The sequence below is a fragment of the Endozoicomonas sp. ALB115 genome (assembly GCF_049310245.1).
Classification (GTDB): domain Bacteria; phylum Pseudomonadota; class Gammaproteobacteria; order Pseudomonadales; family Endozoicomonadaceae; genus Endozoicomonas.
Genome location: NZ_JBLYZG010000007.1, coordinates 17,359 through 32,711, shown reverse-complemented (window position 1 = coordinate 32,711; position 15,353 = coordinate 17,359). Strand labels below are relative to the sequence as shown.

The 15,353-nt window shown below is 48.1% G+C and carries 9 protein-coding genes; all 9 read left to right on the top strand.

All coding sequences use genetic code 11. From position 1 onward, the window contains the following. Positions 1-102: 102 nt before the first annotated feature. The 9 genes from ACO6VE_RS04855 (at position 103) to ACO6VE_RS04815 (ending at position 14,685) form a co-directional block, all read left to right on the top strand. Complete coding sequence (locus tag ACO6VE_RS04855; protein WP_422460017.1) at positions 103-2,199, top strand: type I secretion system permease/ATPase; 2,097 nt, start codon at positions 103-105, stop codon at positions 2,197-2,199. Continuing rightward, complete coding sequence (locus ACO6VE_RS04850) at positions 2,196-3,533, top strand: HlyD family type I secretion periplasmic adaptor subunit (protein ID WP_422460015.1); 1,338 nt, start codon at positions 2,196-2,198, stop codon at positions 3,531-3,533. The genes ACO6VE_RS04855 and ACO6VE_RS04850 overlap by 4 nt, the downstream gene beginning before the upstream one ends. A 133-nt stretch (positions 3,534-3,666) precedes the next feature. Beyond that, entirely contained in the window at positions 3,667-7,080 is a 3,414-nt protein-coding gene (locus ACO6VE_RS04845) for a hypothetical protein (RefSeq protein ID WP_422460013.1), read from the top strand. A 255-nt stretch (positions 7,081-7,335) separates the two neighbouring features. Further along, positions 7,336-9,258, top strand: a complete 1,923-nt coding sequence (gene thrS / locus ACO6VE_RS04840) for a threonine--tRNA ligase (RefSeq protein ID WP_422450503.1) — start codon at positions 7,336-7,338, stop codon at positions 9,256-9,258. Positions 9,259-9,379: 121 nt separating this feature from the next. Then, on the top strand, positions 9,380-9,922 hold the full coding sequence (gene infC / locus ACO6VE_RS04835) for a translation initiation factor IF-3 (RefSeq protein ID WP_257284275.1): 543 nt from the start codon (positions 9,380-9,382) through the stop codon (positions 9,920-9,922). Between the two features lie 164 nt (positions 9,923-10,086). After that, positions 10,087-10,278 (top strand): 50S ribosomal protein L35, encoded by a 192-nt coding sequence (rpmI, locus tag ACO6VE_RS04830; RefSeq protein WP_066018013.1) that lies wholly within the window; start codon positions 10,087-10,089, stop codon positions 10,276-10,278. Positions 10,279-10,313: 35 nt separating this feature from the next. Continuing rightward, positions 10,314-10,670, top strand: a complete 357-nt coding sequence (gene rplT / locus ACO6VE_RS04825; protein WP_066018014.1) for a 50S ribosomal protein L20 — start codon at positions 10,314-10,316, stop codon at positions 10,668-10,670. Positions 10,671-10,907: 237 nt separating this feature from the next. Then, positions 10,908-11,684 carry a ferredoxin--NADP reductase gene (locus ACO6VE_RS04820; RefSeq protein WP_101744898.1) on the top strand — a complete coding sequence of 259 codons (777 nt, stop codon included), beginning with the start codon at positions 10,908-10,910 and terminating at the stop codon, positions 11,682-11,684. A gap of 646 nt (positions 11,685-12,330) precedes the next feature. Next, a complete protein-coding gene (locus ACO6VE_RS04815; protein WP_422460011.1) occupies positions 12,331-14,685 on the top strand; it encodes a hypothetical protein in 2,355 nt (784 codons plus the stop codon). Positions 14,686-15,353: the final 668 nt, after the last annotated feature.

Below are 15,353 nucleotides of genomic sequence, written 5' to 3'. Positions count from 1 at the left end.
TAGATGATTTTTTGTTGTGCCTGGCTGAGAATGGCGGGGGAGGCATTTCTACCCTAGGCTCTGTTTTGCATAATGCTGAACCTGTCTCTGGATGGAGTTGCAATGGCGCAAAGCCCTTTACTGACCAGCTTGATCTGGATTGCCAGGTTTCATGGGATCAGGGTCATTGCAGAAAGTGTACTGACGGGGTTGCCCGTTCAACCAGATAAGTTTCCAGAAGAATATCTGGAGCGGGCTGCCGTGAATGCAGGGCTTACGTTGTTTACCAGGTCGCTGGTATCCCATGGATCACTGGAAGAAAACTGTCCACCTTCGTGCCTTCCCTGTATTGTCTGGTTGGCACAGTCACCCATCGTTGTGGTGCAGATTACCAAAGAGTATGTTGAGTTCCGTCAACCGAAACTTGGGATGACCGCTGAGCGTCTGCATCCTGACGACTTTCTCCAGAGTATTGACAACCGCATTGTTTTTTTCAGTCGCGCCAGGTTTGAGGATGATCGTGATCCGGACTATCCACCGGACTGGCGAGATCACTGGTTCTGGGGTTCGTTACTGGAATGTCGTCGTATTTATCGGGAAGTGTTGTTAGCGTCTCTGCTGATCAATGTTTTTGCCCTTGCGGTGCCACTGTTTGTTCGTCTGATCTATGACCGGGTGATTCCCGGTATGGCACTGACCACGCTGAATACACTGACCATCGGTGTGGTGGTTGTTATCTCTTTCGAATTGATCTGCCGACAGCTGCGCACCCGGTTTATTGATATAGCTGCGAAAAAATCCGACCTGCTGATATCCAGTCAGCTGTTTGCCAAAATTATGGGAATCCGAATGTCGTTTATTCCTGCGGCCACAGGCTCATTTGCACGGCAAATTCAGGACTTTGAGGCTATTCGGGAGTTTATCACCTCCACTACGCTAACAGCCATGGTCGACTTACCATTTGCCATCCTGTTTCTGTTGGTTATCGGGCTTATGGGTGGTCAGCTGGTGTGGATTCCCCTGCTGGTTATTGTTGTTATGTCGTTTGTCAGTGCAGCAGTTCAACCCTGGCTCCGTCAGAGTATCGAAGAGAGCGAACGACTTTCGGCACGAAAGCATGGGGATCTTGTGGAAAGTATTAACGGCCTTGAAAGCTTGCGGCTTGCCGGTGCACAGAGTCGTTTTCAGCAACGCTGGGAGCAGGCAACCGGGCATATGGCAACCTGGGGGCTTAAAACCCGGGCAATGACCGGCAATGTTACTGCGCTGGCAACCTGGCTGCAGCAATTGGCAACAGTTGCAATTGTTTATTTCGGCGTGATCTTCATCAGCTCTGGCACAATGAATATGGGCGCATTGATAGCCGTTATGATGCTTTCTGGCAGGGCGATAACGCCTTTTATGCAACTGGCCCTGTTGGGTACACGATATTACCAGGCTCGCAGTGCTTTTATGGTGATAAACCAGTTGATGCGAGCACCTGACGAGCAGAGTACGCAAATGGCCCATCGCCGGGTTAAAAAATTTCATGGGAATCTCAAGTTAAAACAGTTGTCGTTTTCTTACCCTGACAGTGTTATTCCTGCGCTTTCTAATGTATCCGTGTCCATCAACAGTGGTGAGAAAGTGGCTGTAGTAGGGCGCTCTGGCTCGGGCAAATCAACGCTTGCCCGTATTCTGGCGGCACTCTATCAACCCGACCATGGACAGGTATTTCTGGACAGTATTGCCCAGGGGGATATTCATCCGGCAACCCTGAGGGCGAAAATAGGCTTTCTGGCCCAGGATCCCTGGCTATTTCATGGTTCAGTGATGGATAACATCACAATGGGGGCTTCCAGTTTCTCCGGGGAAGATCTGCTGACCACTGCGAGAGACTGTGGTGTAACACTCTTCACCGGCGACTCTTTGGCTGCCCTGGAATACCCCGTGGGCGAAGGTGGACGACAACTCTCTGGTGGTCAACGGCGAGCCGTTGCATTGGCTCGTGCCATGCTGTCCAAACCGGATATCCTGATTCTTGATGAGCCCTCTGCTCATATGGACAGCCTGATGGATGCCCGGGTTCAGAAGACACTCAAGAGCTTACCGAACAATGTAACTCTGATTATCATCACCCATAGAAGCAGCCTGTTGTCTGTTGTTGATCGTGTCATTATGTTGGACGGCGGCAAACTGGTATCTGATCAGCCTGTTCAAATCAGAGAACCTCAGGCATGAAAGCAAAATCATGGTCGGAATGGTTGCGGTTAACCGCCAGTAACCGGCAGCAGGCTCAGCTGATGGACATTACTGTCACTTCACGCTGGTTTATCTGGGTGATGGTTTTTTTTGTTGCTTCATTAATTGCCTGGAGTTGTCTGGCTATGATGGATGAGACCGTCACAGGCTATGGGCGAGTTATTCCTTCCAGTCGAGTTCAGGAGGTTCAGAGTCAGGATGGTGGAACCCTGAAATCTGTCCATGTCAGGGAAGGTGAGTTTGTCCATGCCGGGGATTTGCTCTTGCAGATTGATGAAACGCGCTATCAATCTTCCTTTCGGGTGAATGAATCTGAGCTGGAAAGCCTGCAGGGCTCTGTGGCCAGGCTGGAATCAGAATTAGCGGCACTGGCTGGGATGCTAAGTGGTTTATGGTCTGATGAACAACGTGACATCAACTTCCCGGAACACTTTCAAAAACATTTTCCTGAACAGGCACTGCAACAAAAAGCACTGATGAATGAACGAATGGCGGCACTGAACAGTCAGGTTACTATTCTCGACCAGCAAGTGATTCAGAAACAGCATGAACTGAATGAGCTAAAGGAAAAAGTAAAAACGCTGACCAGAAGCTTGCAGCTTGCCAATGAGGAGTTATTACTGAAGAAACCGCTCACGGATGATGGCGTTATTACCCGCGTAGAGATTATTAACCTTGAGCGAAGGGCAAATGAACTTCAGGGGGATCTGACCAATGCCCGGTTGACGGTTGCTCGTCTTGAGTCTGCATTGGAGGAGGCCATCGGGCGTCGTAATGATCTGGTGATTCGTTACCGGGCAGACTTACAAAAAGAGCTGCAGGATACACGGGATCGTTCCGGCAAACTACTGGAGGGGCAGGCAGGCCTGGAAGATCGGGTTCGCAAGGCGGCGTTGTATGCACCAGTGGATGGGTTAGTCAAAACGGTAAAGGTACATACAGAAGGCAGTGTTATTCAACCAGGAAGCACTGTCGTTGAGATTGTACCGGCAGAAGACCCTCTTATTTTTGAAGCCCGCATTCAACCGGCGGATATTGCCTTCCTGCAGTCAGGGCAAATGGCTCTGATTAAGTTAACGGCTTATGAATTTGCCACATTCGGAAGTTTGAAAGGAACTGTGGATACGATCAGTGTTGACACGCTGGAGGATGAAAAAGGGCTGCCGTATTACCGGGTTCGAATAGTGCTGTCGGGTGATAATAGCTCCTTGCTGTTGATTCCTGGCATGACAGGGGTAACCGATATTGTGACGGGGAACAAAAGTGTGCTTGAGTATTTTATAAGGCCTTTGCTGAGAAGTTTTGGAATATAGAACAGAGATCAGTTCAGTCACTAACAAGAACGTTAGTTTTACTGAATTTTTTATCTTCAGATACAAAAAGGAACTAAACCCGCCTTATGGGACTCAAACTGTAATCAGTTCATGATTCAGGAGGTGTAATCGGATGGAACCCTCTAATAATCACCCCGTTGACAGCTACTCTGCTGGCCCACAAACCCTGCCGGAAGATACTCATGAGACATTGGGCGTCAATATCGTGGGTGGTGCCAGTAATTCGGGTGCAATGGATGATTCCGGAACTCTGCATGACAGGCAGGTTAAGGCTTTAACGTCTGCTGATAAAATTCAGAGTGTCATTACTCCCCCTGATCATGACATTGGCAACTTACGCGCAGCACTGATTAATCAGGCTATCGGTTTTTTATCCATTGTCAGTAAAGATATATCCGGTTTGCCGACGGTAACGGGCGTATTTGTCAGGGCGTTTCGCCAGCCCATGGTTTCAGAAATGCAGGCTTCAGTAGCTCAGGTGCAAGCTCTCAGAGATGAAGACTTTCTCAGTAGCTGGCAGATGGATGTCGTGGTAAGCCCCGGGCAATGCAAGGATTTAACCAGGTTAATGGGGCGCTTTTTGCATAAAGAGAAAAAAGAAGACGCTCGTGTTTCTTCTTTTTCTGGCGCAGGGATGCTTCAGGAAGAGAAGTTTCATTATCTGTTCAATGGCGAAGAGTTCTTTTCAATCAGGTTATTAACGCTTGACGCCCCCGTAAACCTGAATATTGGAGATTACACCTATCAACCCTCTGAGGGAAAGCCTGTAACACTCAGAATATCCACTGAAGCCTGGGGCGTATGGCTGAATCAACAGTTTGCTGGTTTGGTTAATAATCCCTATGCGTACAATATTATTGAGACCGAATTCCAAACCCAGGCAATAACCGATGAGGAAGCGTGGTGCCTTTGTCCTGCAATTCAGCAATGGATCTACTCACAACAGCCGGTTTATCTGCATCCAGCAGTTTTTTATGATTATTGCACAGCCACTATGGCCCAACCCGTTTATTCGCCAGTTGCAACTGCTTGGCAACTCGAATACTGTCCTGGTACTCCGCATGTTCCAACAGAGTCTTTTTCGCAACCATTTGAGATAAATGTACCAGGTGATCTTGAGGCGTCGGCTATAACATCGGTAATGCAGCCCGGTGAACAGGGAGTCGTTGAAGATCAGACTGGTAATCTGGCACCGTCTTCTACAGGTGAAACCGTAACACCTGTCGCACTTCGATCAGGTCCTGCTCATTTGGTGTTGAACAATGGTAACAGTCTAACAAAAGATACCGATGCCATTCAGGACCTTGGCTTTTCCCTGATAGCAGACATACTGCCATCCTTTGAATCGACGGGAGCTGGAATTGCGCACCAGGGCTCGAAAGTTGAACAGCCTGAATCAAATAACGAAAGCAGCGGTAACAGCAAAAGCAGGGGAAGAAGGCATCGACGTGGAGTTGATGCGTCTGAACGAACAAAAAATGTCCGGAAAAAAGGCAGTGCAAAGGGGCTGCGTGCCAGAGGAAGTGATCGTTATGGATTTGCCGCAGCGATTCAGGCTTTAACCAAAGTCACTAACGTTGTCGCTGACGAACAGAGGGCACGGTTGGAGAAGTTGTCTATACCTGATGGGGTGATTAGCGGGTTAAACAACCTTATCAGTACTGAGAAAAGCGCTGAATTAGTGCGCCACCCTTTCAGGCGCAGTCCTTTCCTTGGCAGAGCCCAATGCTACTACGTCAAACAACCTGAAGAGGGCTTTAACTACAGCTATGAAGGGCTGGCTGGCATTATTGAAAAGATAGTTCATGAATTAGGTGACTCCCTGAAACAGAGTGAGTGTTCTGTGGCGAGCCAAAATGAAGTCAGGGCGATTATTGCGGCATTAATGCTTAAATATCTGGTCTATATGCCCAAAGAAAAAAATCAAATGAGTGCACTTCTGTTCAAATTAACAGACATGATTGAGCATGACAGCAGAATCATTGCACGCTATGAAGCGGGTAGCGGTTCACCGATCCTGAAGTTGTTGCCGCAGACTTGTCTGGTGGTATTGACCTCAGTTGAATTGGAAAAAATAGCCCTTCCGGTAACCCTTCAGCAGCGGTTAGTCAGTACTCTTGCCACCATTATGTCTGCCTCTAATCATCATGGCTGCTACGATATTTCTGCATCAATTATTAGCTCGCTTCACCGACTACCACTTGATTTGCCCCTGCCAGGCTTGAATTGGCAGGAAGTTAATAACCTGGCAATACAGATACAGGAAACCTTTGGTTATTTGCACCAATTGATGGATTTTCCGGGGGCTTTGCGGGTAAACCGTCTCACAGTTGCCCGGGCAGTGATGGATTTGAGGGATGGATTACATGCACTCCAGAAAAAAGGTGAAGATAGCCGGAGCCTATCGTGGTTCTCACCGGCACCCGGGAAGCAAGACCGCATCGCCATGGCTGTTCGTTCCGCTGAGAAAATATTGGGCGACGATGAGCTGGCATTCAAGAAGGCATGTCGTGAGTTAGTCCTTGCTAAACGTAAGGCGCAGGAGGATATACGCAGCAAGCAACTTGAAGCGCGGATGAGAATGCAGCAAAAAGAGAGCCATCCGCCAGAAAAGCCTGGCCGGGACATTGAGCAAGCAGAGGAACAAAATGAGGAGCAAAATGAGAAACAGCGTTATTGTCTGGTGACCGCGCCCATCAGGGAGACGGCAGTCGATGCTATCAAGTTGGAACTCAGTCCATGGGAACAGGCATTGGCCGTTGCCGTATCGCTGTATAAAGATGGCCAGCTTGCTGAGGCTGAAGCCAGCAGGGCGTCTGCACTGAAAGCCTGTAAAGATAAGATTGATCGGGCCTGTGTATGGGCAGACTGTGGCAATGCTTTGCTGGAACCGTATCACGAGTTGCTTGCCCGGGTGGTCACGGTCACAGCAAAAGTCACTCCGGTTAAACATCTACTGGATCTTATTGCACAACATATTCCCGATGACGTGGTGAAAAAATCTGGCGATGCAAAAAACTGGCTGTCAGAAAACGAATATAAAATACCAAAAGAAGCGTCACTTTTATCATTAGCCATGAGCTTGCCATCACAAGATGAGATGAATTCATTACTTAAGGCACTCAGGTCGACTGTGGAGATGTATGAAAAGGCGGTAGAGTTGATGAATGATTGCTCTGTCTTGCAGTTGCGGGATACGGGGGATTTTATCTTGCATATTATGGAGAGTGATCTGAATAGCCTTTTTGATCAGCAGGATGACTTGCTCTCCATCAGAAGGGTGGTTGCCAGGGTCATGACTGCCCGCTCTGAACTTATGAAGAAACTCGGCTTTTATGGTCCTCGCTCCGGGTCCAGTGCCAGCACAGAAGCAGCCATCACTTATCAGAAGAGCGTTTATACTCAGCTGCGTGAGCGCCTGAGCAGGGAAGCAGCACAATTTGATGTTAATGAAGCGGATTTGACGAAATGGGGCAACTTAATGGAACGTATCGGTCAGTTGAGAATAAAGTCTTCTGAAGTGTAAATGCGTTTTAAAGATCTTTTATTGACATATTCGTGTATTCACTACGATGATATAACGTTAGACCTGCAATTTTCTCCCCCGGTTTTATCAACCAACAGTTCCTGATGAACGTTGAGAAAATTCATGCAATCCCTGGTATGGATTGCCACTGGTTTTTGGCTCTCAGCCCTGCGTATGGGTTGGCACGAGCAATAGAACAAGCAGCCTCCGGTACCGGTTGCCACTGTATAGTGATTACAATGTAAGGACTCCTTCATGCCTGTTATTACGCTTCCCGATGGCAGCAAACGTGAGTTTGCTGATGCAGTATCCGTAATGGAAGTCGCCCAGGACATCGGTCCGGGGCTGGCCAAGGCGACCCTCGCCGGCCGCGTCAATGGTGAACTGGTGGATGCCAGCGCCAAAATTGCCGAAGATTCTGATTTATCCATCATTACCACCCGTGATCAAGAGGGTGTGGATGTTATTCGTCACTCTACCGCGCACCTGCTGGCTATGGCCGTGCAGGACCTGTTTCCTGGTGCCCAGGTGACCATTGGGCCAGTGATTGAAAACGGCTTCTACTACGACTTCTCCTACGAGCGCGCTTTCAATATGGATGATTTGTCCAAAATTGAAAAACGCATGGAAGAGCTGGCCAAACAGGATCTCTCTATCGAGCGTGTGGTGATGAGCCGTGAAGAAGCCATCAGCGCCTTTAAAGCCATGGGCGAAGAGTACAAGGTTGAGATTATCAACGACCTGCCCGCCAGCGAAGAGATCTCTGTCTACCGCCAGGGTGAGTGGATGGACCTCTGCCGTGGCCCACACGTGCCTTCCACCGGTAAGTTGAAAGCGTTCAAACTGATGCGGGTGGCCGGTGCCTACTGGCGCGGTGATTCCAATAATGAAATGCTGACCCGCGTCTACGGTACTGCCTGGGAAGACAAGAAAGCCCTGAAGGCCTACCTGCACCGTCTGGAAGAAGCGGAAAAACGCGACCACCGCAAACTGGCCAAGAAGCTGGACCTGTTCCACATGCAGGAAGAAGCACCGGGAATGGTGTTCTGGCACCCTAACGGCTGGGTGATCTACCAGGAACTGGAACAGTACATGCGCAACAAACAGCGCCTGGCCGGTTATGAAGAGATCAAAACCCCCCAGCTGGTGGACCGCAGCCTGTGGGAGAAGTCCGGTCACTGGGATAAATACGCCGATGGCATGTTTACCACCAGCTCTGAAAACAAGGACATGGCCATTAAGCCCATGAACTGTCCCTGCCACGTGCAGGTCTTTAACCAGGGCCTGAAGAGCTACCGTGACCTGCCGCTGCGACTGGCTGAATTTGGTTCCTGCCACCGTAACGAACCTTCCGGTTCCCTGCACGGCCTGATGCGGGTGCGTGGCTTTGTCCAGGACGATGCCCATATTTTTGCCACGGAAGACCAGATTCAGTCAGAAGTCTGTGAGTTCATCGACTTCCTGCACAGTGTTTACGACGACTTCGGTTTTGCCCGTGAAAACCTGATTTACAAGCTGTCTACCCGCCCTGAAAAGCGCGTAGGTTCCGACGAAATCTGGGATAAAGCCGAAAAAGCCCTGGCTGAAGCCCTGGATGCCCAGCAGCTGCCATGGGATGAACTGCCCGGTGAAGGTGCTTTCTACGGACCGAAGATCGAATTTTCCCTGAAAGACTGTATTGGCCGGGTGTGGCAATGTGGCACCATTCAGGTGGATTTCTCCATGCCGGGTCGACTGGGTGCGGAATATGTGGACGAACACGGAGAGCGCAAAACGCCGGTTATGCTGCACCGCGCAACCCTGGGATCCTTCGAGCGCTTTATCGGTATTCTGATCGAGCATTATGAAGGTGCCATGCCGGTTTGGTTGGCTCCCATGCAGGCTGCTATCCTCAATATCACTGATCGTCAGGCCGATTACGCCAGAAAATTGGAAAAAAACCTCTCGGAACAGGGCATCAGGGCAAAAGCGGACTTGAGAAACGAGAAAATCGGCTTTAAAATCCGCGAGCATACTTTAATGAAGGTTCCTTATCTGCTGGTGATCGGTGATAAGGAAATGGAAGACAATACCGTGGCGGTCCGTACCCGCACCGGTGAGGATCTGGGCGTAATGTCCATCGAAGCGTTCCAGGAACGCCTGCAGGCAGATGTCCTCAAGCGTGGTCGCACTGCCTGAGGCTGTGCCGCTTTCCGATGCACTTCGAGAAAACTGTCCCGGGTTGCCTGATGGTCTGGCAACTCTTTAGTCCAAGAGGCTTTGCGGGACTTACTATGTTGCTTACACAGGAGATACAACCATCAGACGCAACAGCTTCCGTGATCGTCGCCCAGTAAAGGCTCCGATTAATGAAAATATCCGTGCAAAAGAGGTCCGCCTCATTGGGGCCGACGGAGAACAGGTCGGTGTAGTTGATATACAAGATGCGTTAAGCATGGCTGTGGAAGCGGGGCTGGATCTGGTTGAGATCAATGCGACCAGTGAGCCACCGGTCTGTAAGATCCTGGATTATGGTAAGCACCAGTACGAATCGAAAAAGCAGAAGGCTGCGGCCAAGAAAAAGCAGACTTTGATCCAGGTGAAAGAAATCAAGTTTCGCCCGGGTACCGAAGAAGGGGATTATCAGGTAAAACTGCGCAACCTGGTACGTTTCCTTACTGAGGGCAACAAGGCGAAGGTCTCCCTTCGTTTTCGTGGTCGTGAGATGGCTCACCAGGAGCTGGGCATGGAACTGATGAAACGGGTTGAAAAAGACCTGGAAGAAATCGGAACCGTTGAACAGCATCCGAAAATGGAAGGCCGTCAACTGATCATGGTGATTGCCCCTAAAAAGAAGAAGTAATTAAAAAAACGGCGTTTGGGTTTGGTGTCCGTTGAGGGTATCGGGTCTGGCCGTTTTTTTTAGTGCTTCGTGCCGGTTGAGGGCTTCGGCTTTTGGCGGCAGTATTTTTAATTGTCCCGACGCTGGTTTCGCAGATCAGTGGTCGCGAATGCGGAGTGTTTTTCATGCCAAAGATGAAAACCAACAGTGGAGCCGCGAAGCGTTTCAAGAAAACCGCTTCCGGTTACAAGCGTAAAGGTGCCTTCAAGAGTCACATCCTGACCAAGATGACCACCAAGCGTAAGCGTCAGCTGCGTGGTACCTCACTGGTATCTCCGGCCGATCAGGGTCTCGTTAAGCGTATGCTGCGCGACTAATCGCTTTTTTGATCATTTTACAGGAGAGATAATTCATGGCACGTGTTAAGCGTGGCGTCATTGCGCGCCGTCGTCACAAGAAAGTTCTGAAGCAGGCTAAAGGTTATTACGGTGCACGTTCACGTGTATTCCGCGTAGCCAAGCAGGCAGTTACCAAAGCTGGTCAGTATGCTTACCGCGACCGTCGTCAGCGTAAGCGTCAGTTCCGCGCTCTGTGGATTGCCCGTATCAATGCCGGCGCTCGCATGAATGGCCTGTCTTACAGCCGTTTCATCGCAGGTATGAAGAAAGCGGCTATCGAAATCGACCGTAAGGTTCTGGCTGATCTGGCCGTTCACGACAAGGCGATTTTTGGCCAGCTGGTGGAAAAGGCGAAAGCTGCTCTGGCTTAAGTTTTTATACCGGTTTGTATGAGGGAGACCTGCTTTTGTGGGTCTCCTTTTTTTGTTTGTGATTCATTCAGACTCATTTCCTGTTGGCAGAGAATGAGGCCAGCATTTTTTCCCGAATTTTGCTAAAGTTACCTCTGGTTTTTAAGGTCGCTGATAAAAAGGACCTTGCTCCACCGTCGGATATGGATTCCGAAGTCATCTTTGGTAAGGACGCAAACAACGAAAAAGAAGCAAAGTATGTCAGCATTTAATCAAGAAACCGTGTTAACCGTGAAGCATTGGAATGATACTTTGTTCAGCTTCACCACCACCCGTGACTCATCGCTCAAATTTCATAATGGTCATTTTGTCATGCTGGGCCTTGAAGTGGATGGGAAGCCGTTGATGCGGGCATACAGTATCGCCAGTGCCAACTATGAGGAGCACCTGGAGTTCCTCAGTATCAAGGTGCCTGATGGGCCTCTGACTTCCAGACTTCAGCATTTACAGCCGGGGGATTCCGTGCTGGTCAGTCGCAAGCCGGTGGGCACCCTGGTGGTGGGTGATTTGAAGCCGGCCCAGAATCTGTTCCTGTTTGCCACCGGTACAGGTCTTGCGCCGTTTATGAGCATTATCAAAGACCCTGAAACCTATGAGCGGTTTGAGAAGGTCATACTTGTTCATGGTGTTCGTTACGTCAGTGAACTGGCTTATCATGACTACCTGCTGGATGAATTGCCTCACCATGAATACCTGGGAGAAGAGATTCGTCAGAAGCTGGTCTACTACCCAACCGTTACCCGTGAGCTGTTCAGAAATACCGGTCGACTGACAGATCTGATTACCAGTGGTCGGTTGTGCAATGACCTGGACCTGCCACCACTGAACCCACAAACCGATAAAGCCATGATCTGTGGCAGTCAGGCCATGCTCAATGATACCTGTGATATTCTCGATAACCTCGGCTTTACTGCATCGGCGCATACCGGAGATGTGGCTGATTATGTGATTGAGAGGGCTTTCGTTGAGAAATAATTGTCTGATAGTCATTTTGTCCGGTTAAAAATCCGATTGAGTCTGAAAGTGCCTGTCCTTAATGGTAAGGGCCTGTTGACGTTTCGTTGCGTGCTCAGCGGGACGCGCAGTCTGGCTCAGAAAGGCGTCATCTGCGCGAAAGACTTGTGCAGCGCGTAGTTATTCTACGCCAAGCAAGTCTGACAAAGCAGATGGCGCCTTTCTGAGCCACCCTTCGGGCGTATCAGGGTGCCCCTATGACTTCGTTGCAGCATTTTGAAAGGCAACCAGCCTTCCTCCAATGCTGCGCCTCGTCATAGGAGCGCCCTGATACGCTGAGCACGCAACGAAACGTCAACAGGCCCTAAAATAGCGGTTATCCAGACGGCTATTTTAAAAACCAAAGGATAGGCAGTAATCACACTGCCGCATTTCCCATCCGCTGTTTCCTGCCAATAAATTTCACATTACTTACAACAAGCTGTTATATCTATAGAGCTTAATTACAGAACTACACTAAGAGGGTCTAACTCGAACAAAGAACCGTCATATGGATCCCCAAATTTCACCTGAATGCACTTACGCTGCCTCCGGTTCACATGAACCCCTGCTACCTGAACAACAGTCTGACGATAAAACGACCACTGCATTCTATCCGAAGCGGGCATTGAAGCGGAGTAATGAAGAATGTTGCGTAAGAAAAACAAGCAGCCTGCTCAATCTAAAAGAGATAAAAGATACTCTTCATGCAAGACTTTGCCAGCGCTCAACCAGTAACCAAATGGTATGTGGGGTACGAATACCGTCATCACGACCTCAGCAGAAAGATATATCCCCCCTTCCTGTAGATATATCTATTGAACCAGTAACGCTTAATGATCAGCCCGGAACAACAGGGAAATCCCAAATAACCAAAGACAAAAAATCACAGCCTGAAAAGGAACTGGAAATCGGCAGCCTGAAAATAATAAATAGCCTTGAGGCAATCATAAAAGGAGAAGGCGTATGGGAAAAATTTACACATTCATTGATCAGATGCTGCGCTGACCTGGGTCAAGGGGAAGAAGATGAAGAGTGGCTTAATTATATGAGTGTGAAAATTCAGGCGATTGATGAAAACCCCCAAAAATACTGGAATTATTGCCCCAGAGCATTGCGCTCCATTATCCAGGAGATAATCTACACAACGTTAAAGACACTTCATCGCTATAAAGGATCAATGCCAGACGTAAATCCTGAGCATCTGGAAAGTTTGAATAATGGGATACAGCAGATGTTAAAGAAATATTACCAAAGGTTTGGTGAAGAATCGTTCTTTCAGATTTTAGATCCTGGCATATACATGAAAAGAACCTTGACTCATCCTTCGCAATACAGCGCCATACCTTGGTATCACTATGATGTTATTCCCAAAGCCCTGACCAGGCTACTCGCTCCAACCTCAGCAACGTTAGCATACCTTCCTGTTTTATGGTCACTGAAAAACGAAGTAAAGGCGATAGAAACAGTCCTTGGCTTTGATGCACAAGCCATACAGGAAATGGCCGGGAGAAAAGAACAACAACGGCTTCTTAAGTTGTTCACTCATCGTCCGCTGGGCGCACTCCTCTCGTCAGTCAACTCTATGGAAGGATTTTCAAACTTTGGTAACACCTGCTTTGCCGCCGTTTCGATCTGGCAAATTCTGGTTTCACGCTATATTTCTTTACTTGCAGCTCCCTTACATCCACAGGCGGCTGAGGGTGCCCGCGATACTGCGCTAGATCAAAATGAAGGGTATATATCCCCGGGTCCGGGAAAAAAAGCAATTCCACTGAAAAAACTCACTCCTGAATTATGCCTGACATTGATCAAAAAGGCATCAGACATAAAAGTAAAAAAACAGCTGTTAACTAATGCGCTCAGAAAGTGTCTGGTCACTTTGGAAAACCAGCATTTAAAAAAACAGTACTCGAAAATGCAAAAAACCTATGAGCTGTTGTTAACGTTATGCTCTGCTTGTGCTTCTGATAATATTTTCATGGGCTTTGAAAATTTCCATGAAAATTATGCAGAGTATATAACTACCCGACTCCTGCTGCAGGCAGAAAACAAAAAAAACACAGAGAGTTTGTTCTCTCAAGAACTTGACCAGAATAATGAACTACCGGTTTTACCCCTGAACAAATTACCACCCCAGGATTCAGCTGAGTTTTTAGCACCACTATTAAAATTGGTTATCCCCGCAGAGCAGCTGAAAAAATGTGCATTCAGGGTTTTAACTGAACGGCAGATTATGAGGGACTCCGATATATTAATGATCACTGATGACCCACGGACAACTCCCGTGAACACCTCCGGAGTCTCTCAGATAGAAGATATAGTTCAACCTGACACGTTGATTTATTCCGTCTCGGTTTCTCCTGAGCAGGCTGAAAGAGATGATTGCTCCATTCAAATGCTTCTGGATGATGCGCTTTCCCTGAAAGGTATACCTGACAATGAGCACCAGAAAATAACCATAAATTGTAATAATTTCAGACATGCAATCAATAACCTCCCGGCCGCTCTGTCCAGGGCAAAAGAGACGGGCTCAGGAGACCTCCTGTGGGATGTTCTTCAAGAGCGGCAGGTACTATTGGTGGAAGATGTTCCGGAGGTGATCACGGTTCAGCTAAAGATGCTCTCCGATCCATGTGACCGGGCAAAATTTGCGGAAAAATTAGCCCATGATGTCACTCAGGATTTTCAGTTAACCTGCAGAAAGGCCAGCCCTGACGACTCTCTTCCGCCAGAAGACGTTATCCAAAGCTACAGGATTGTGGCCAAAGTGTTTTATGTTGAGGACAGAGATGTAAGAACACGTCACTACCGGTGTTTGATAAATGGCAGGGACCGATTACCAGAGAATGATGAACAACCGGTGATTGATAAAGTTGTTATGGATGATCAAAGGGTATTCGTCGCACCGCAAAATGAGGAAGACTTATATCAGCTCGGTATTCTCTGTATGTTTACCGCTGAAAAAATCCGCTGTGGCTAAGTAGTTAACCAAATGAAAGCATGTGCCAGCTGCACAACTGGTACTTACATTCCTATAACGATGTCGCAGAACTGGATAAACGTAAAGAGCGAAAGGTTTTAAAACTGGGGGGACAAAGTCGTACAAGCTTTCTGACAGGTCAAAAAAAACACATAATCTCATTTTCAACTATTCTTAAGCATCATTAAGAACAATGACTAAGTATTTTAATCAGGCTAAGTTCCGGGTGATGAATGGACTGGATATAAATGGAACTTTATTGCTTACCTCACTGTTCTTAATGTAGACGACAGTATCAATCCGGAATAGCTTGTCAACAACATTAAAATCTAACTGCTTGTATTGAGGATGTAGATTATGTCAGTTTCATATCACTCGATATGTCAAGCCGATAAACACAATTGTACAGTTTGTCTGAGCACTGTTATACCTTACAGTTTGCCTGTTGAACCAAAAAACATTCACTCCTGGCAAGAAAAAGACGTGTTTATCTTAGCTAAATGCAAACACCTGATGCACATGGATTGTTTTCAGAATTGGCAAGAGCACTGCAAGGATCTGTCAAAACGTGACCCGAGCCTTCCGTTAGTAACTTGTTGTCCTACCTGTAAAACGGAAGTTAGGAAGGAGCCGGAGAACAGGATGGTCTATAGTCTTCTTTGCTTGGA